Consider the following 19,842-nt stretch of genomic DNA (forward strand, 5'->3'; position numbering starts at 1 on the left):
CTGCGCCCATCGCACAGCTTAGAACCACCACGCGCTCATGATGCGTTTCGATAGGGCGTTCTGGCTCTGCGGCAGGACGGCTGCCGGGCGAGATCCCGGCATCCAGCTCGCCGCATCGGCCCGCCGCATCGTTCCTGACCGATGGCAAGATACCAAGGCGAGGTAATCACAGTGAACGCATCGCGGTTCAACCCTCGCGGTGTAAGGTGCAGTGCGAACAGAAACGCGAGGCAATTCGCTGTTAAAGGCCGCCTCGCCGCTTGCCTTGGAGTAGCCTGAGCCGAACGATCCCAAGAAGAATGTGACGATACTTTACAGCGAGAGGGTCTATGGAACGGATAACGATCGCAGTCGTTGACGACCACCCTCTCCTGATGGAAGGAATCGTCGCGCTGATGCAAAGAAAGCCTGGCTTTTCCTTGGCATCGGCAGGATCACAGGCGGGCGACATCTGCGCGATTGCTGTCAAACACCGCCCCGATGCAATGGTCGTCGACCTGAACATGCCCGGTGACGCCTTCCAGGCGATCGCGGACGCTGCGCGAGCCGTGCCAGAGATGAAGATCGTGGTCTTCACGGCTTCGACCAGCACGGATCACGCTATTCAGGCCCTGGAGGCAGGCGCCAAGGGCTATGTACTCAAGGGCAGCACGGCGGAGGATCTGATCGAGGCCATCGAAGCGACCTGCCGCGGCGAAATCTACATCACCCCATGCTTCTCCGCCAAAGTGATCGGCGCCCTGCAGTGCAAGGCGCTGGAAAAGAAGTCCGCCCAGGCCACCCGCCTCAGCGTCCGTGAGGACCAGATCGTGAAGCTGCTCCTCTGCGGCAAGCAGAACAGGGAGATCGCCAGCGCGCTTTCGCTGAGCGAGAAGACGGTCAAAGGATACATGACCCACCTCATGCACAAGCTGAACGCGCGCAACCGGCTGGAAGTCGTTATCGCTGCCCAGCGGCTGAACGCGGCGGCGCTCGAGGCTGCAGGCGCCTCACCGAGACTGAGCAAGCCAGCACTGCCCTGAATGCCAGCGCCTTTTCGAGCGCAGCCAGCACCGGGACGCGTGAAGATAATGCTATGATAGAGAATTAGAGCCTTTTCCGCGTTTCAACGAAGCGGGGAAAGGCTCTAGGAGCGCAGCGGCAGGCTCGCGCGAATCTCGGTTCCGCCATTCTGCAATCTGATGATCGCCAGGCTGCCGCGCAGCGCCTTGACGCGGCTCTCCATGCCACGCAGCCCGAGCTTGGTGCTGCCCATCGGACGGTGGAGCTGCGATGACGATTGCACGCCGCTGTCGGCCACGGCGATCTCCAGCATCTTTCCGTCGCCCCGGGCCGTTACGCGTTGCCCACGTCCTCCCGCATGCTTGTAGGAATTGTTCAGCGCCTCCTGGATGACGCGGTAGGCGCAGACCCGGATGGCACGCGGGGCGTGCTTGGGCAGGTTCAGGAGATCGCGCGCGACTCGGGTCCCGGTGTGTTCCTCATGTCTCGTCACCGCCAGGTCGATGGTCTCCGCGGGAGACAGGTGCTCGACCTCCGGAAGCACGAGTCCGGCGGACAGATTTCGCAACTCGGCCAGGGTTTTCTGGATCAAGGGCTCCAAGTTCTGGCGGATCGTTCTCGCGAGCTCCTCTGGCTGCTCCCCCTGCTCCGAGGCCCGAGGCAGCTTCAGCATCATCAGGCTCAGGATCTGGATCGGGCCGTCATGGATATCCGCGCCGATGCTGGCCAGATAGGTCTCATTCAAGGCGGAAGCATTGAGACGGGCGCGATCTGCGGCGCGACGCAAGGCGTTGTTGCGCTTGGCCAGCGCTGCCGCACGTGCAAGGTTCGCCTCCAGCAGGTCCTGCTGCATGCCGATCGTTCGGCTGATACGGCTCGCGATCAAATAAAGCAGAAACACAATAACAATTGCAACAAACGCTATAAGCATCCACGTCGTGAACTCCATTTCATAGAGCTCTTTTTGAATTCTTGTATCAAATTCATAAAACTCTCCGATCGCAATGATATCTTTTGTTTTTCTTTTGTAGATCGGAGCATATATTTCTATAAGTCTATTACTATTGTCAGATAATCTAAATTCACCTTTCTCATCATCCGGATCGGTGTCTATCACAACACTTCCGGAAAGAGTTCTGGCAATGTAGTCCGGATGCATCTTTTGATGGGAGTCCGACTTGTTCGTGCTGTAGACGAGATTCCCGCTGGTATCCCAGATCTTGATGATTGCGACGCGACTGCCAAGATTCGTCTTGAAAAGCAGGTCGTCTATCTCCGCTTCGCTCTCCGGAGTCAGCCGGTTCGCGTGCTCCAGAAGCTGCACGTGATTTGAGAGAAAGCCTTCCAAATAGAGCGCGCCTGTCTCCGCCATCCCCTGGACCCAGCCGTCTCGGATGCGCTTCTCGACCCAGTAGCCAAGCGTCGCCATCGACAGGCCCACCGCCAGCGCGGCGGTAATCAGGAATTTCCGTTCCAGGCTAAGCGCGCGCCAGTGCCTCGAAACGGCGGCGGGCAAGCCCAGCCCCGGCCAGTGCGCCGGAGCGCTCGAAGCCGGTGGCGAAGCGGCGAGGTCGGGGCCTTGCCGGGGCTTTCCATCTGCAGGCGAGCTCATCCGCAATCCTCATGGATTCAGGCCGAGTACCCTCCGACCGGGCGCGCCAGGTCACTGCCAGTGAAGATCAATTTCGTATGAAATAACAAGATAATAAAGGGCGTTCACCAAAGCCTGCGCTCCCTCCCGGGAATCGGTGCTTGAGCTTCTGCTTGGAGGTCGCCTCGCGGCTGTCCGCACCGGGCGGCGCTCATCGCCGCATGCACGAGGCGCGGTTCCTCCCGGCGAAATCTAGCCGCTCCGACCGCAATCTCAAGCGTACGAAAGTCCGCCGCCGACTGCCGACTAAGGTCGGTACTTTTGGCTGGACCTTCCGCGCTATGAAATCAGCCAATCCGAAATAATGATCGACGATACGAATTCGATATTATTCGTATTAAATTTTATGATCTCACAGCTCGACGTCAATAACAACAATATTGATTTTATTTGGCTCGTTACCTGAAGCGTCTTTGCGGTCGGTCACAAAAATCGGAGACGGTACGATGGTATCCTACATCAGAAGCGATCTCGATTTCATTCTCGCGCAGATCAAGATCGCCGAGAACCATGCGAACGGCCAGCCGCTGTTCGGTCCCGGTGGGCAAATTCCGGCCTATAATATTGCCTGGGGACTTCGCACCGTCGACGGTTCCTATAACCATCTGCTTCCGGGCCAGGAACAGTGGGGCGCAGCCGATCACGAGTTCCCCGAGCTGCTGCCGCCGCAATACCGACCGGCTGACGGCACGCCCTTCGATCCGGACGGCCCCGGCGTGGGCGTCCCGCCCATGCCGACGGCACCGAACTACAACCCGTCGAACAATCCGGGTTCGCTCGTCTTCGATTCGAGCCTGCGGACCATCTCCAACCTGCTCGTCGACCAGACGCTGGGCAACCCGGCGGCGATCCTGACGGCGCTGCAGCGCGCCGGCTCGACGACGCAGATGACCGACCTCGCGACGATCACGACGATCTACCAGACCTTCAAGCCGGCTTCCGACGCCGAGTATCAGGCGCGCGTCGTGATGCAGAATGCCAAGACGGCAGCCGATGCGCTGGGCGATGGCAATCCCAATACGCCCCCGTCGCCTGCAGAACAGACGGCGCTCGATGCGCTGGCAGCCGCAACGACCGCACATGCTGCGACAGTCACGGCGCTGGAAGCGGCGCGCGTGGTCCGCGATGCGGCGCTCGAGCCGTTCGGCATCGCAATGGATGGCGACAACGTCCATCTCCCGGCCGTCGCACCCGACGAAGGCCTCTCCGCCCCATTCAATTCGTGGTTCACGCTGTTCGGCCAGTTCTTCGATCACGGGCTCGACCTGGTCAACAAGGGCGGCAGCGGCACCGTGTTCATCCCGCTGCAGCCGGATGATCCGCTCTATGTCGAGGGTAGCCACACCAATTTCATGGTGCTGACGCGCGCTACGGTTGGCCCCGGCGCCGACGGCGTCATGGGCACACCCGACGACACGCGCCCCGTCAACACCACGACCGCCTATGTCGACCAGAACCAGACCTATACCTCGCATCCCTCGCACCAGGTCTTCCTGCGCCAGTATGTGCTGAACGCTGCGGGCGACCCCGTCGCCACCGGCAAGCTGATCGAAGGCGCCAATGGCGGCATGGCGACCTGGGGCGAGGTCAAGTTCCAGGCCCGGACGGTGCTCGGCATCCAGCTGACCGACAACGACGTCGGCAGCGTGCCGCTGATGCGGACCGACGCCTATGGCAACTTCATTCCGGGCACCAACGGCTTCCCGCAGATCATTACAGGCATCGGCCTCGACGGCATTCCCAACACCGCCGACGACATCGTCGTCGAGGGCAATCCCGCGGCCAACGGCGGCCTCGGCGTTCTGACGACCGGCGCGCTCCGCACCAGCCACGCCTTCTTAGCCGACATCGCGCATGAGGCGGTCCCGGTCGGCAAGATCGCCGACGGCGACATCACGATCGGCCTCGGCAACCCCGGCAATGGCGACACCGAATACGACAATGAGCTGCTCGACGCGCACTTCATCGCCGGCGACGGCCGCGCCAACGAGAATATCGGCCTCACCGCCGTGCACCATGTCTTCCATTCCGAGCACAACCGGCTGGTCGAGCATACCAAGGAGGTCGTGCTCGCTGACGCCAACACCATGCTCGCCGAAGGCGCTTCGCAGGCGGAGGCCGTGGCCTTCCTCAACGAATGGCTGGTCAACGATGTCGCGGCCGTTCCGGCCAGCGCCGCCGGCCTGATCTGGGACGGCGAGCGCCTGTTCCAGGCCGCCAAATTCGGCACAGAGATGCAGTACCAGCATCTCGTCTTCGAGGAGTTCGCGCGCAAGGTTCAGCCGAACATCAACGTCTTCCTCGTGCCTGACGGCTTCGACACCACGATCGATCCCTCGATCGTCGCCGAGTTCGCCCATGTGGTCTATCGCTTCGGCCACTCGATGCTGACCGAGCAGATCGACCGGCTCGACACCAACTACGCCTCCAACTCGATCAGCCTGATCGAAGGCTTCCTCAACCCGACGGCCTTCAACGGCCTGAACGGCGTGATCGACGACGAGATCGCCGCGGGCTCGATCATCCGGGGCATGACCCGGCAGGTCGGCAACGAGATCGACGAGTTCGTGACCAGCGCGCTGCGCAACAACCTGCTCGGCCTGCCGCTCGATCTTGCGACCATCAACCTCGCCCGCGGCCGCGACACCGGCGTGCCCTCGCTCAACCAGGCGCGCGCCCAGTTCTACGAAGCGACCAACCAGGACGTCCTGCTCAAGCCTTATGAGAGCTGGGTCGACTTCGCCGGGCACCTCAAGCACGAGGCCTCGATCATCAACTTCATCGCGGCCTACGGCACGCATTCGCTGATCACCGGCGAGACCACGATCGAAGGCAAGCGCGACGCGGCCCTGACGCTGATCCAGGGCTCCGGCGTGGGCAAGTTCGCGGTGCCCGGGTTCGTCATGCCGACCGATGCGGTCGACTTCCTCAATGCCACCGGCACCTATGCCGGCGGATCGCTCGGCGGCCTCAACAATGTCGATCTCTGGATCGGCGGCCTCGCCGAGGAGATCATGCCGTTCGGCGGCATGCTCGGCTCGACCTTCAACTTCGTCTTCGAAGTGCAGATGGAGAAGCTGCAGAACGGCGACCGCTTCTACTATCTGCAGCGGCTCGACGGCCTGCACCTGTTCGGCGAGATGGAGAACAACTCCTTCGCCGGCATGATCATGCGCAACACCGATGCGACGCACCTGCCGTCCGACGTGTTCTCGACCCCCGGCCTGATCCTCGAGGTCAACCAGTCCAGGCAGTTCAACGATCTGGACGGCAACGGCACGCTCGAGAGCACCGATCCGACCGGAACGGGCATCCTGACACAGCTGGTGATCCGCAACGACCCGTCGACTGCCGGCCCCGACACGAACTATCTCCGCTATACCGGCTCGGACCATGTGGTCCTCGGCGGAACCGATGGCAACGACACGCTGATTGGCGGCATCGGCGACGACACGCTGTTCGGCGACGCCGGCAACGACAAGCTCGAAGGCGGCTTCGGCAACGACATCATCAATGGTGGTGACGGCGACGACATCATCAAGGACAGCGGCGGCGACGACAACATCAAGGCCGGCGCCGGCAACGACGTCGTCCATGCGGGCCCGGGCCTCGACCTCGTCATGGGCAATGACGGCCAGGACTTCATCTTCCTCGGCACGGATATGGGTTCGGAAGTCTTCGCCGGCACGGGCAACGACTTCATCTACGGCAACAAGAACGCCGAACGCATCCTCGGCAACGAGGGCAATGACTGGATCGAGACCGGTACTTTCGACGGCGCGCCGGGCGACAATTTCGACGAGGTCTTCGCGCATGACAGCATTGACGGCCATGACGTGTTCCTCGGCGATGGCGGCTTCGACGAGTTCATCGGCGAGGGCGGCGACGACATCATGGTCGGCAGCGCCGGGCGCGGCAAAATGGCCGGCATGTCGGGCTTCGACTGGGCGACCTACAAGGACAACACCCTTGGCGTGAACGCCAATCTGTCGATCCCGATCGTGTTCGACGAGGCTCCGACCCTGCCCCAGAACGCAGCGCTCGACGAGTTCGCGTCGATGGAAGGCCTCTCGGGCAGCCGCTTCAACGACGTCCTGACCGGCTCCGAAGCGACCGCGGCCGACCGGCTGCCCGCCGCCCAGGGCGGCACGGAAGGCTTTGCCGGCAGCGCGCTCGACGCGGAAGGCATTGCCCTGATCGCCGGCCTGCAGGAACTGCTCGGCCAGGGCGTGACGTCCTTCTCGGCGGGCGACATCATCCTCGGCGGCGACGGCAGCGACGTCATGACGGGCCTTGCCGGCGACGACATCATCGACGGCGACAAGTGGCTCGACGTGCAGATCGGCGTCTTCGCTCCCGGGGACGTCAACCACACCGGCACCCCGCTCGCCCTGCACAAGAGCATGACGACGCTGGCGAACGCGATGTTCAACGGCACGATCAATCCCGGCCAGCTCTCGATCGTCAGGACGATCCGGGACAGCACCGCACAGGAAGCGCTGGGCCAGACCACCGACAGCGACGGCGTCGCCGATATCGACGTCGCGGTGTTCTCCGGCGCGCGGGCCGAATACGACATCGACTTCAACCCCGACGGCACCGTGACCGTCTCCCATACCGGCGGCCTCGCCACCGACGGCACGGACACCGTCCGCAATGTCGAGATTCTGCGCTTCACCGACCAAGATATCTCGCTGCTCGCGCCGACGCTGGACCTGCATGGTCCGACGACGTCGACGAGCACCGTGACGGCTCTGCAGGCGTACCGCGATACGTTCGGCCTGGTCGCTTACAATAACAACAACGGCACATCGAACTGGGGCGGCAACTGGACGGAAGGTAACGACAACGCCAATGCCGCCAATGGTGACATACAGATCACCGGGGGCCGCCTGGCGTTCATCGAGGGCACCGACGGCAATGAAACCATCACCCGCGCGGTCAATCTCACGGGCGTGACTAGAGCAATCCTGTCCTTCGACTATCAGGCGGACGACCTCGACGGAGGCGAGACCGTGCTCGTCCAGGTGCGCAACAGCACCAACCCGAACGCTGCTTGGACGACGATCGGCACGCTGGGCGGCGACGTGACGACAAACTTCTCGCAGCAACTCGCTCCAGCTCTTGTCGGCGCCAACACGCAAGTGCGGTTCGCCGCCCAGGGGACCTACGAAGCCGGCGAGAACTTTTTCATCGACAACGTGAACATCCGGACCGAGGTCGATACGGTCACGCCCGTTCCCGGCGGACCAGGCAACAACTACAGCACCAGCTACACCGAAAATGGCGCGCCCATCCCGATCGCACTGGGGCCTGTCGTCACCGATGACGGCACGACCATCGCGTCGGCACGGATCGTCATCACCAACGCCAGCGCCGGCGATGCCCTGTCGGTGACAGGCACCCTGCCGGCCGGGATCAGCTCGGCGCTCGACCCCAACGCGCCTGCCGGGCAGCTGGTCCTGAACCTGACCGGCAACGCCTCGCCGGCCGCCTACCAGGCGGCGATTGCGCAGATCCGGTATTCGAGCACCTCGGAGAATCCGTCCACGGTCGCCCGGACGATCAACGTCACCGTCAATGACGGCCTGCTGAACAGCGCGGTCGCCACCACGACGGTCAATGTCGTGGCGACGAACGACGCTCCGATCGCCGCCAACGATACGGTCATCACCAACGTGGCCGCGAATACCAGCTTCGCGATCCAGCGGTCGGCCCTCCTCGCCAACGACAGCGATCCCGAGGGCTCGCCCGTGACGATCACAGCGGTCGGCGGGCAGAACGGTCTCAGCGCTCCGGTCCTGGGCGCCGACGCCGTGACGGTTTCCGATACCGGCGGTGCCGGCGGTTCCTTCACCTATACCGGCAGCGACGGGACGTTGACCGACGGAGCGACCGTGAACGTGACCCGTGTCACCGGCACGACGGTCAATGGCAACAACGACGCGGAAATCTATGTCCTCGCCGGCACTGCCGATACGGTCAACGCCAGCGGCGGCAACGACATCATCTTCGCCGGCGGCGGCATCGATACCATCAATGCCGGCAGCGGCAACGACCGGATCGACGGCGGCGACGGCAACGACCTCATCACCGGCGGACTCGGCGACGACGTGATCCTCGGCGGCACCGGTAACGAGACGATCACCTGGAACGCCAACGCCAACGGCGCCACTGACGGCTTCGACATCGTCAATGGCGACTTCGGCACCGATACCTTCCGGGTCACGACCCGGGCGGGCGAGGCGGAGACCTATCGCGTCTATGCCAGGGACTACTGGGAAGACACGCTCCTGCTCGGCGGCCTGCAGCCGGATACCGAGATCGTCATCACCCGGACCACCGGAGGGACCACCTCGATCATCGCCGAACTCGACAATGTCGAGGAGATCCGGATCGGCACGCAGACCACCGATCCGGTCAATGGCGGCGCCGGCGGAACACCGGGCGACACAGTGCAGATCTTCGGCGACTTCTCGACGACGAGCCTGGCACTCAACACGATCACCATCGACGGCAACGCCGGTGACGACACCATCGACATCACCTCGCTGTCCTCGGCGCATCGCATCGTCTTCAGGTCGAATGGCGGCAACGACACGATCGTCGGGACGCTGCGCCCGCAGGACGTGATCGAGCTGCCGGGCGGCGCGACCCCGGACGACTATGACGTCACGACCGAGAACGGCGTCACGAAGATGACGAGCCCGACGCACAGCCTCGCCTTCAAGACGACGGGCGGCATGCCGCAATTCTCGAACCATGAGGATGATGACGACGAAGATGACGACGACCATCACAACGGCTCTGGCTGTGACGACGATGATGACGATGACGACACCCCGACCAATCCGGCGCCGAGCGCGGGAAGCCCGCGGACCGGCACGCCGCAGGACGATGTCCTGAGCGGCACCGGAGCAGCGGACACGCTGGTGGGGCTGGGGGGCGATGACGTCCTGACCGGCGCAGGCGGCGACGATGCTATCTCTGCGGGGGCGGGAGACGATGTCGCCGATGCCGGCGCAGGCCGCGACGTGGTCTTCGGGGCGGCCGGAAACGACCAGCTCTTCGGCGGCGCCGGAGCCGACATGCTCTATGGCGAGGCCGGCGACGACAAGCTGTTCGGCGACGGCGGCGATGACCTGCTTTCCGGCGGAACCGGTAACGACACCGTGGTCGGCGGCGCCGGCAACGATGTGATCGTCGGCGAAGTCGGCGACGGCAACGACGCCTATTACGGCGATGGCACCGATGGCGGAGCCGGCACCGACACGCTCGACCTGTCGGCGATCACGGCGAACCTCACCGTCGATCTCGGCAACGGGCTCCTCGGACGCGGCAGTGCCAGCAGCAGCCAGAGCGGGACCGACTCGCTCTGGAACATCGAGAATGTCGCGACCGGATCCGGCAACGACACCATCACGGCCAGCAATGCGGTGAACGTGATGGAAGGCGGGACCGGCAACGACACCTTCCGCTTCCTGAGCAAGGAAGGGGCGGATGGCGATACGATCCTTGGTTTCGAGCCCGGCGACCGGCTCGACCTCAGCGGCATCGACGCCAATGCGGCGGTGGCCGGCAACCAGGCCTTCACGCTGGTACCCGGCGCCGACTTCACCGCCTCCGCCCAGCTTGTGGTGGTCTACGAGACTCGGGCTGATGGCGACTACACGATCGTCAAGGGGAACGTCGATGCGGCGACGGACACCGATTTCCGCATCGAGCTCAAGGGCAGCCACACGCTGACCTCGGACAACTTCAATCTCTGAGGTCCAACTTCAGGGAGCGGTCCGCGCCCCGGGCCGCTCCCTGCCTTTCCGACATTCCCCCGCGTGTGAATGCTGACGGATTGCGATCATGGCTTCTTCACGAGAACTGGCGAGCGCCAGAAGGCGCGATGCAGCGAAGCTCACACAGGGCTTCCGCAGTGCCTTCATCTTCCTGTTCGTGATGTCCGGCATCATCAACATCCTGGCGCTGACCGGCTCGCTCTACATGCTCCAGGTCTACGACCGCGCCCTGACCAGCGGCAGCGTGCAGACCCTGGTGGCACTCTCCACCCTGGCGATCGGGCTTTATCTGTTCCAGGGCGGCTTCGACGTGATCCGCTCGCAGGTTCTGGTGCGCGTCGGAGCGAGGCTCGACGAGGACATCGCGCCGATCGCCCATCGCGTCGCGATAGACATGCCCCGCTTCGGCTTCTCGAGCGCGGAGGCGCTGGAGCGCGGGCGCGATGTCGATACGGTGCGCGCCTTCCTGGGCAGCCAGGGCCCGAGCGCCCTATTCGACCTGCCCTGGATCCCGCTCTACCTGGCCTTCGTCTACTTCCTGCATCCCTGGCTGGGCGCCCTGACGCTCGGCGGCGCCTTCATCCTGACGCTGCTGACGATCCTCAGCGAGGTGCTGACGCGCCGGCTGAACGGGACCACGCGCCAGGCCGGGATCGTGCGCAACGCGATCGCCGATTCCAATGCCCGCAACGCCGAGGTGCTGAAGGCGATGGGTTTCGCCCATCAGGCCGTCGCCCGTTTCGACAGCGCCAATCGCGAGCATCTGGAATTGCAGACGCAGGCGAACGACCTGGGCGGCACCTTCGGCGCGATCTCGCGCGTGCTGCGCATGATCCTGCAATCGGCGATCCTCGGGCTGGGCGCCTATCTCACGATCAAGGGCGAGCTTTCCGCCGGCGCCATCATAGCGGCCTCCGTCGCCTCCGCGCGGGCCCTGGCCCCGGTCGACCTCGCCATCGCCAACTGGAAGGGCTTCGTCGCCGCACGTCTCGCCTTCGGCCGGCTGCGCGACACGGTTGTGGCACTCAGCCAGGCGGTCGAGCCCATGAAGCTTCCGGCTCCGGCCAAGTCGCTCAAGGTCGAAAAGATCACGGTGGCCGCGCCGGGCACGGGGCAGATCCTGCTCAGCGAAGTCGGCTTCGAGATGGCGGCCGGAACGGCGCTCGGCGTGATCGGCCCGAGCGGTGGCGGCAAGACGACCCTGATACGCGCCCTGACCGGCATCTGGCCGACGCTGCGCGGCTCGGTCAGGCTCGATGGGGCCGAGCTCAGCCAATGGCCGGAGGAGAGCCTCGGTGCCTCGATCGGCTACCTCCCGCAGGAGGTGAGCCTGCTGGATGCGACGGTCGAGGAGAACATCTCGCGCTTGAGCCCGCGTGCCGACGCCTTCGACATCGTCGCGGCGGCCGCGGCGGCCGGCGTCCATGAGATGATCGTCCGGCTGCCGAACGGCTACCAGACGCAGCTCGGCTCGCAAGGAACCGCGCTCTCGGCCGGGCAGAGACAGCGGATCGGGCTCGCCCGCGCGCTCTATGGCAGGCCTTTCCTCGTCGTGATGGACGAGCCCAACTCCAATCTCGACGGCGAAGGCGAGGCGGCCCTCAACGCCGCGGTCGAAGCCATCAAGAAGCGCGGCGGCATCGCCATCATCGTCGCGCATCGGCCGAGCGCGCTCGTCGCCGTCGACTATGTCTGCCTGATCCAGAGCGGCAAGCTCATCGCATTCGGCCCGAAAAGCGAGATCCTGGTGCCCTCGGCGGGACATGGCGCAGGGGCACCCCCTGCGCCATCGAGCGCTGCTCCGGTCACTCCGATGACCGGTCACTTCAATGCCAAACACGAACGGGTGTCGGCATGATCGAGGTCAAGGCTCTCAAACCCCAAACTCCCAACCTGCCGACGGCCGAGCAGATCTATCGTACGCCCGAGGCTGAAAGCCGGCCCGCGCGCTTGGTCGGCGCGGTCCTGCTCGCAATGGCGGCGATCGCGACCTACATCGCGAGCCTGTTCCCCAGCCTCGCCAGGTCCACTCCGGAGCCCAGCGCCGAGCAGCCGGAGGCAAAGCGCGGCGACGCGCCGGACGTGCTGGGCGCTGCGGCGGAAGAGGAGACGGGAGCGCTCGGCGAGGGCGAGAGGGAGCCGGCGCTGGGTTCCGGCGCCCCAAGCGCGCCGGTGGGCGGGATCGCGGATTTTCTCGGGATCGATTCACCGCCGATCGATTATGAGCAGCTGCCATTGCCGCGCTCGGATTCGCCAAGGGCCCCGTTCGGCCTCGACCTGCCGAGCAACGACAACCGCCTGGCACGCAACTTCCAGGCCGTTGCGCCTGTGGGCGAGGGCGGGAGCTCCTCCCGCCCGGCCAGCTCGATGTCAGGAGAAGCAGGTGAGAAGGACTCGCTGAAGCCGGTCAAAAGCGCCCCACAGGCCGAACCGACCGACAAGGCCAGAAATGAGAAAACCGGCGGCGATGGAAAGTCCGGCAGCGTCGGCGCCAGTTCGGAAGACCGCGCGCCGCGCAACCAGGCGCCCGTCCTGCGCGGCGTCGTCACGCTGCCCAGCATCGGGATGTGCGAGACGCTGCTGGTCTCCGTCGCGGCGCTGCTCTCCGGCGCCTTCGATGCCGACGGCGATACGCTTTCCATCGTCAACCTGCGCGTCTCCGGCGGAACCCTGACCCCGGTCGAAGGCGGCTGGATCTTCAAGCCGGCCGCCGGGTCTCACGGTCCGGTAACGCTGGAATACGAGGTGAGCGACGGCAAGGTCGCGGTTGCGCAGACGGCCGGTTTCGAGGTGGTCGAGTTCAACGAGATCAACGGCACAGCGGCGGACGACATGCTGATCGGTACCGAATGCGCCGACATCATCTCGGGCGGCGACGGGGCAGACAACATCCACGCCCGCGGCGGCAGCGACATCATCCATGGTGGCCTCGGCAACGACCATATCGTAGCCGGCGCAGGCGATGACCTCGTCCATGCGGGCGCCGGCGACGACATCGTGTTCGGCGGTGCCGGCGACGACATCATCCATGGCGAGGCGGGCAATGACCGCATCTTCGGCGGCGCCGGCAACGACCAGATCTCGGGCGGGGCGGGCAATGACGAGATCCATGGCGAAGACGGTGACGATACCTTGGCGGGCGACGAGGGCGACGACATCATCTCTGGTGGTGCCGGCTCCGACATGATCGGCGGCGGCTCCGGAAATGATCGGCTTTCGGGCGGGACGTCCCCCGACTATCTCTCCGGCGGCCTGGGAGACGACGTCATCTTCGGCGAAGATGGCGACGATTTCATCGACGGCGGCCCTGGCGATGACGATATCGACGGTGGCCCGGGCAACAACATCATCCAGACCGGGAGCGGCAGGAACCGTGTTGTGGCCGCCGATGGCGACAACATCGTCATCGGAGGAAGCGGAGAGGATACGGTCACGCTTGGTGCCGGGCGCGACACGGTGCGCGCGGGTGGCGGCAATGACGTCGTCGACTCCGGCGCGGGCGACGACCGGGTCTTCGGCGAGGACGGCAACGACAAGATTTCCACCGGCGCGGGCAACGATATCGTCTCCGGCGGCAAGGGAAACGATACGATCGAGGCAGGTCCCGGCGCGGACCAGGTGAAGGGCGATGAAGGCGACGACACCTTCGTCGTGACCCTCGACCAGGATGACGATCGCTATGATGGCGGCGACGACACCGACACGCTCGACCTCTCCCGCACGACACAGGGCGTCGAAGTCGATGCGATCGCCGGCACGGCGAAGGGCGCAGAGATCGGCAAGGACATCGCCGTCAACATCGAGGCCATCATCGGCGGCAAGGGCGACGACAAGTTCGTGGTCGGCGACAAGCCGACGACGCTCACCGGTGGCGAGGGTGACGATGCCTTCGTCTTCGAGGTTTCGCTAGGCGATGAGCAGCGCGATCTCATTCACGAGATCCTGGACCTCGATGCCGGCGACCGCATCGTCGTCAAGCAGTACCAGCTCCGCAGCGACTTCGACGAAGCGGACGACGATCAGACAGAGGCGGAAGGCGAGGACGACCGCTTCAATGCGACCTATGGCGAAGAGGAGACGGCGCAGCCGTTCCGGTTCCGCATCGAGAAGATCGACGGCAACGAACATACCATCGTCGACGTCTATCTCGAGCAGGACGACGAGCGGGATTTCTCGATCCAGGTCCTCGGAAACCACAAGTTCTATTACTTCTAGCCAGCGCAGGGCTGCGCGTATTGCAGCTCGGGCGCGGATGGAGTGGCCGCCGTGAACATGCAGAACTTCGATGCACGCCGGTTCGACACGGCGCCCAAGGTGAACGAGGTCCCGGAGCGTCAGAGCAGCTTCCGGCTCAGGCGTCACGTCATCATCGGTTCGACGCTGGCACTCGTGCTGATCGTCGGCTGCGGGGGCTGGGCCGCGACCGCCCAGCTCAGCGGCGCGATCATCGCCCAGGGCACCGTCAAGGTCGACCAGAACCTGAAGGAAGTGCAGCATCGCGATGGCGGCATCATCGAGCGGCTGGCCGTCCAGCAGGGCGACAGCGTCGCCGAAGGCCAGATGCTGATCCAACTCGACGATGTCCAGACACGCGTCGAGCTGAGCATCGTCCGTTCGCAGCTCAGTGAAAATCTCGGGCGCAAGATTCGCCTCATCGCCGAGCGCGACAACCTTCCCGACATCGTATTCCCGCCCGGCCTGGCGGAGCTCTCCGAAGAGGCGCCCCACATCATCGAGGGCGAGACCCGGCTCTTCGCCGGGAACAAGACCAACCGGGAAAGCCGCAAGGAGCAGCTCGAGATCGCCATCGTCCAGTCCGGCGAGGAGATCAAGGGGCTCAATGCACGCAAGGTCGCCAAGGTCGAGGAGCTGAGGCTCGTCGAGCTAGAGCGCAAGAAATATCTCAGCCTCTTCGAGAAGGGCTTCATCGACGGAACCAAGGTCTACAACATCAACCGCGAATGGGCTCGGCTCCTGGGCGAGCGCGGCGAGATCGAGGCCGCCCTCGCCCGCGCAGCCCTGCGCATCAGCGAGGCCCGGCTGCAGATCATCGCCGTCGACGAGACCGCGCGCACCGAGGCGCAGCGCGAACTCCGCCAGGTCGAGGCCAAGGTCTCCGAGCTCACAGAGCGGCGTCTGGCGACGGAGGACCGGCTATCGCGAACCCAGATCCGGGCGCCGATCGCCGGTGTGGTCAACGAGCTCACAGTCTTCACCGTCGGCGGCGTGATCACGCCCGCTGCGCGCCTTGCGACGATCGTTCCCCGCCATGCGAGGCTCACCGTCGAGGTCCGGATCTCGCCGGCCGACATCGATCAGGTCAGGCAGGGGCAATCTGCCCGGTTGCGCTTCTCGGCCTTCGCCCGCAACAGCACGCCGGAATATCCCGGCACGGTCGTGCATGTCTCGCCGGCGACCTCGAAGGACCCCGCGACCGGCGCGACGTTCTATGTCGGCGAAGTGCAGATCGATGGCGACGCAGCAGCCCTCGGCGAACGCAAGCTGCTTCCGGGCATGCCGGTCGAGGTTTTCATCTCGACCGAGGAACGGACAGCCTTCTCCTATCTCGCAAAGCCCTTCCTCGACCACGCTTCGCGGATGTTCCGCGAAAGGTAGGGCATCCGTCGCAAGGGCGGAGCTGGCCGGCGCCCGCGCTCGCGACAGGCTGCAGAATCCGGCGCCTTTGCGATTAGCCTCGAGGCATCGTTCCGTATCGCTTGGGGGAGCCTCACAAGGATCTCATTGAGATCGCGGGTGATCGCTGCCGCGGCGATGTTCCCGCTGAGCCCGGAAGCGTCCTCCCTCACCGGCGCCGAGCTTTCCGTCGACGGTGGCAGGTGCTGCGAAGGCCTCTACTGGCGCGTCGGAAAGCTGCCGGCAATCGCTGGAATCGATGCCGTGCTGGTCAGAGCGGCGAGGCATCGCTGATTTCGATACGCGCGACGGCGCGCGCACCGCCATAATCATTGCATGTCGACCAGCTTGATGAAGGCCGGCGTCATGATGACGATGAACAGCACCGGCAGGAAGAACAGGATCATCGGCACGGTCAGCTTCGGCGGCAGGGCTGCGGCCTTCTTCTCGGCCTCGTTCATGCGCTGGTCGCGGCTTTCCTGGGCGAGCGTCCGCAAGGCCGTGCCGAGCGGGGTGCCGTAGCGCTCGGCCTGGATCAGCGCCGTGCAGACCGACTTCACCGATTCCAGCCCGGTTCGCGCCGCAAGGTTCTCGTAGGCCTGCCGGCGCTCCGCCAGATAGGACAATTCCGCGGTACAGAGCGCGAACTCCTCGGCCAGCGGCACCGATTGGCTGCCGATCTCGGTCGAGACCTTGCGGAAGGCAAGCTCGATCGACATGCCGGATTCGACACAGATCAGCAGCAGGTCGAGCGCGTCGGGAAAGGCACGCCGCATCGAGAACTGGCGCTTCTTGGTGGCGTTCGAAAGATAGATTTCCGGGGCCTTGATGCCGAGATAGGCGGCAGCGATGGCGACCGCGATCCGGTTGATCTGCGACAGGCCGAAATCATTGACGAAAGTGACGTAAAACAGCGCGAACAGGAACAGGCCGATCGGCGTGACAGCCCGGAAGAACAGGAAGCCGATCTCGGCCTGCTGGCCACGGAATCCGGCCAGAGCGAGCTTTTTCTTGGCGTTTTCGGTGCCAAGCCAGTCGCCGAGCTTGAACTGGTCGACGATCTGCCGCATGAACGCCTTCGGCTCCTGCCGCAAGGTCACCTTGTCCTTTTGGCGTGCCAGGCGATCGCGCTCGCGGGCGCGGATCTTGTCGCGCTCGGTCGCGACACTCTTCATCCGCTTGCCCAGCGCGTTGCCTTCGAGCAGCGGCGTGCCGACAGCGACGATCGTCGCAGCCACGGCCAGCCCGCTGAACAGGGCCAGCATGAACTGGAGGTTCATGGCCTTTTCGATGAGGAGCGCCAGCATCTTCCCCTCCTCAGATGTCGAAATTGATCATGTTCTTCATCACGATGACGCCGATCGTCATCCAGACGAGCCCGGCGGCCAAGGCAATCTGGCCGGTGGAGGTCAGCCAGAGCAACTCGATGTAGCGGGGGCTGGTCACATAAACGAGGAGCGCAACGACGACCGGCAGTGACCCGATGATCGCCGCCGAGGCTTTGGCCTCCATCGAGACCGCCGCAATCTTGTCGCGCATCTTGCGGCGCTCGCGGATGACACGGGAGAGATTGGCCAGAGTCTCGGCGAGATTGCCGCCGGTTTTCTGTTGGATCGCCAGAACGATACCGAAGAAATTGGCCTCGGCGCAGGGCATGCGCTCGAACAGCTTGGTTGCAGCGTCCGTGAGGGAGAGACCCAATGTCTGCGACTCGACGATCAGGCGAAATTCGGTCCTGACCGGCTCCTGCGCCTCACTGGCGATGATACGCAGGCAATCGTTCAGCGGCAGACCGGACTTGATACCGCGCACGATGATGTCGATCGCGTTGGGAAATTCGTTGGAGAAGCGCTTCAGGCGCTTCTTGCGGCGAAAACTCAAATAGAAGGACGGCAGACCCAGCGCACCGACGACAAGCCCGGCGAGGCCGAGCACGCCGTTGCCCGACGCGATGAGCATGGCGAGGCCGGCGACGGCCGCGGTGATCGCGGCGAAGACGAAGTATTGTCGCCGCGACCAGCTCAGACCTGCCTGCTGGATCCGAACTTCGAGCGTCGCCTTGTTGCGCGCCTTTTCACGGTTCTCGATATCCTTGAGGCTCTGCGCGACCTGGCCGCGCTTTGCGCGATTCTGCGCCTCGCGATCGGCGGCGGCGCGGGTGACCACGGGACTCGCGAATTCCTTGCGCCGACGCTCGGCCCGGGCCTGACCGCTGAGCGAGGGGTAGAGCAGCGCATAGGCGACACCGCCCGCCGAGATGGCAGCAAGAATGGCGGCAGCGATCAGCCCGTAATCCATGGCGCTGTCCCGTCCCCCCGGTTACGCCGCAGTCGCATCGTTCTGGCTCTCGAGCTCGTCGAGGGCGGACGCCAGACGTTGCTCCTCGCCGAAATAGCGCGCCCGTTCCCAGAAGCGCGGCCTGCCGATCCCGGTCGAGCGGTGGCGGCCGATCAGCTTGCCGTTCGGATCCTCGCCGAGCACGTCATAGACCATCAGGTCCTGAGTGATGATCACGTCGCCCTCCATCCCCATCACCTCGGTGATGTGGGTGATGCGGCGCGAGCCGTCGCGCATGCGCTGCGCCTGGATGATCACGTCGATCGAGGAGCAGATCATCTCGCGCAGGGTCTTCGACGGCAGGCTGAAGCCGCCCATGGTGATCATCGATTCGATGCGGCTCAGGCATTCGCGCGGGGTGTTGGCGTGCAGCGTGCCCATCGAGCCATCATGGCCGGTGTTCATCGCCTGCAGGAGATCGAAGGCCTCCGGTCCGCGCACCTCGCCGACGATGATGCGCTCGGGCCGCATGCGCAGGCAGTTCTTGACGAGGTCGCGCATCGTAACCGCGCCGGTTCCCTCGAGATTGGGTGGACGGGTTTCCAGGCGCACGACATGCGGCTGCTGCAATTGCAGCTCGGCCGCGTCCTCGCAGGTGATCACGCGCTCATCGTGCTCGATATAGTTGGTCAGGCAGTTGAGCAGCGTCGTCTTGCCCGAGCCGGTACCGCCCGAGATGACCAGATTGCAGCGGACCTTGCCGATGATCTTGAGGATCTCAGCGCCGGGCGGCGCGATCGCGCCGAACCGGACGAGCTGATCCAGGGTCAGCTTGTCCTTCTTGAACTTGCGGATGGTGAGGGCCGGGCCGTCAATAGCGAGCGGCGGGGCGATGACGTTGACGCGCGAACCATCGGCGAGGCGGGCGTCGCAGATCGGCGAGCTTTCGTCGACGCGGCGGCCGACCTGGCTGACGATACGCTGGCAGATGTTCATCAGCTGGGCGTTGTCGCGGAAGCGGACATTGGTCAGCTGGATCTTGCCGCCGGTCTCGATGAAGGTCCGGCCGGCACCGTTGACCATGATGTCGGCGATGTCGTCACGCGCCAGCAGCGGCTCGAGCGGCCCGTAGCCGAGAACGTCGTTGCAGATATCGTCGAGCAGTTCCTCCTGCTCGGCGATCGACAGCACGACATTCTTCAGCGAGATGATCTCGTTGATGATGTCGCGGATTTCCTCCCGGGCAGACTCGCCGTCGAGCTTGGCGAGCTGGGAGAGGTCGATCGCCTCGATGAGAGCACCGAAGATCATGCTCTTCATCTGGTAGTATTCGTCGGACTTCGCAGACTCGACGGGTGCCGGAGGCGGCGGCGGGCGGCGCGCTTCGACAGCCGCCGGCCGTTGCTCTGCCAACCGGGCGGCCGCTGCCGCGGGCGGGGCCATCGAGGCCTGGGCGAGCGGCAGGGTGGCGTTGCGCTTGCCGAACAT

At 64.6% G+C, this 19,842-nt stretch carries 9 protein-coding genes; 5 read left to right on the top strand and 4 right to left on the bottom strand.

Annotated elements, in window-relative coordinates:
- Nucleotides 1–329: 329 nt before the first annotated feature.
- Nucleotides 330–1,022, top strand: coding sequence for a response regulator (locus AC1REK_RS22450; RefSeq protein ID WP_492270133.1), 693 nt, complete (start codon nt 330–332; stop codon nt 1,020–1,022).
- 104 nt (nt 1,023–1,126) lie between these two features.
- Here AC1REK_RS22450 and AC1REK_RS22455 read toward each other — a convergent pair whose 3' ends face one another.
- Nucleotides 1,127–2,614: a sensor histidine kinase gene (locus AC1REK_RS22455; protein WP_492270132.1), complete on the bottom strand. Its 1,488-nt coding sequence runs from the start codon at nt 2,612–2,614 to the stop codon at nt 1,127–1,129.
- 485 nt (nt 2,615–3,099) lie between these two features.
- Between AC1REK_RS22455 and AC1REK_RS22460 the strand changes: the two genes are divergently transcribed.
- The 4 genes from AC1REK_RS22460 to AC1REK_RS22475 all read left to right on the top strand — a co-directional run bounded on the left by AC1REK_RS22460 (nt 3,100) and on the right by AC1REK_RS22475 (nt 16,059).
- Entirely contained in the window at nt 3,100–10,422 is a 7,323-nt protein-coding gene (locus tag AC1REK_RS22460) for a peroxidase family protein (RefSeq protein ID WP_492270131.1), read from the top strand.
- A gap of 88 nt (nt 10,423–10,510) precedes the next feature.
- Entirely contained in the window at nt 10,511–12,301 is a 1,791-nt protein-coding gene (locus AC1REK_RS22465; RefSeq protein ID WP_316019807.1) for a type I secretion system permease/ATPase, read from the top strand.
- Nucleotides 12,298–14,658 (top strand): cadherin-like domain-containing protein, encoded by a 2,361-nt coding sequence (locus AC1REK_RS22470; protein ID WP_492270130.1) that lies wholly within the window; start codon nt 12,298–12,300, stop codon nt 14,656–14,658. Before AC1REK_RS22465 ends, AC1REK_RS22470 begins: the two co-directional genes overlap by 4 nt.
- Before the next feature lie 57 nt (nt 14,659–14,715).
- Nucleotides 14,716–16,059 carry an HlyD family type I secretion periplasmic adaptor subunit gene (locus tag AC1REK_RS22475; protein ID WP_492270275.1) on the top strand — a complete coding sequence of 448 codons (1,344 nt, stop codon included), beginning with the start codon at nt 14,716–14,718 and terminating at the stop codon, nt 16,057–16,059.
- Between the two features lie 347 nt (nt 16,060–16,406).
- Here the strand turns inward: AC1REK_RS22475 and AC1REK_RS22480 are convergent, their stop codons facing one another.
- Genes AC1REK_RS22480 through AC1REK_RS22490 form a run of 3 tightly spaced genes read right to left on the bottom strand, consistent with a single transcriptional unit; the run spans nt 16,407 to nt 19,842 of the window.
- On the bottom strand, nt 16,407–17,384 hold the full coding sequence (locus AC1REK_RS22480; protein WP_316019809.1) for a type II secretion system F family protein: 978 nt from the start codon (nt 17,382–17,384) through the stop codon (nt 16,407–16,409).
- Nucleotides 17,385–17,394: 10 nt separating this feature from the next.
- Nucleotides 17,395–18,375 carry a type II secretion system F family protein gene (locus AC1REK_RS22485; protein ID WP_492270129.1) on the bottom strand — a complete coding sequence of 327 codons (981 nt, stop codon included), beginning with the start codon at nt 18,373–18,375 and terminating at the stop codon, nt 17,395–17,397.
- Nucleotides 18,376–18,396: 21 nt separating this feature from the next.
- Nucleotides 18,397–19,842 (bottom strand): TadA family conjugal transfer-associated ATPase, encoded by a 1,446-nt coding sequence (locus tag AC1REK_RS22490; protein WP_327521562.1) that lies wholly within the window; start codon nt 19,840–19,842, stop codon nt 18,397–18,399.

The sequence above is a fragment of the Allobosea sp. GW823-FHT02B03 genome (assembly GCF_058797755.1).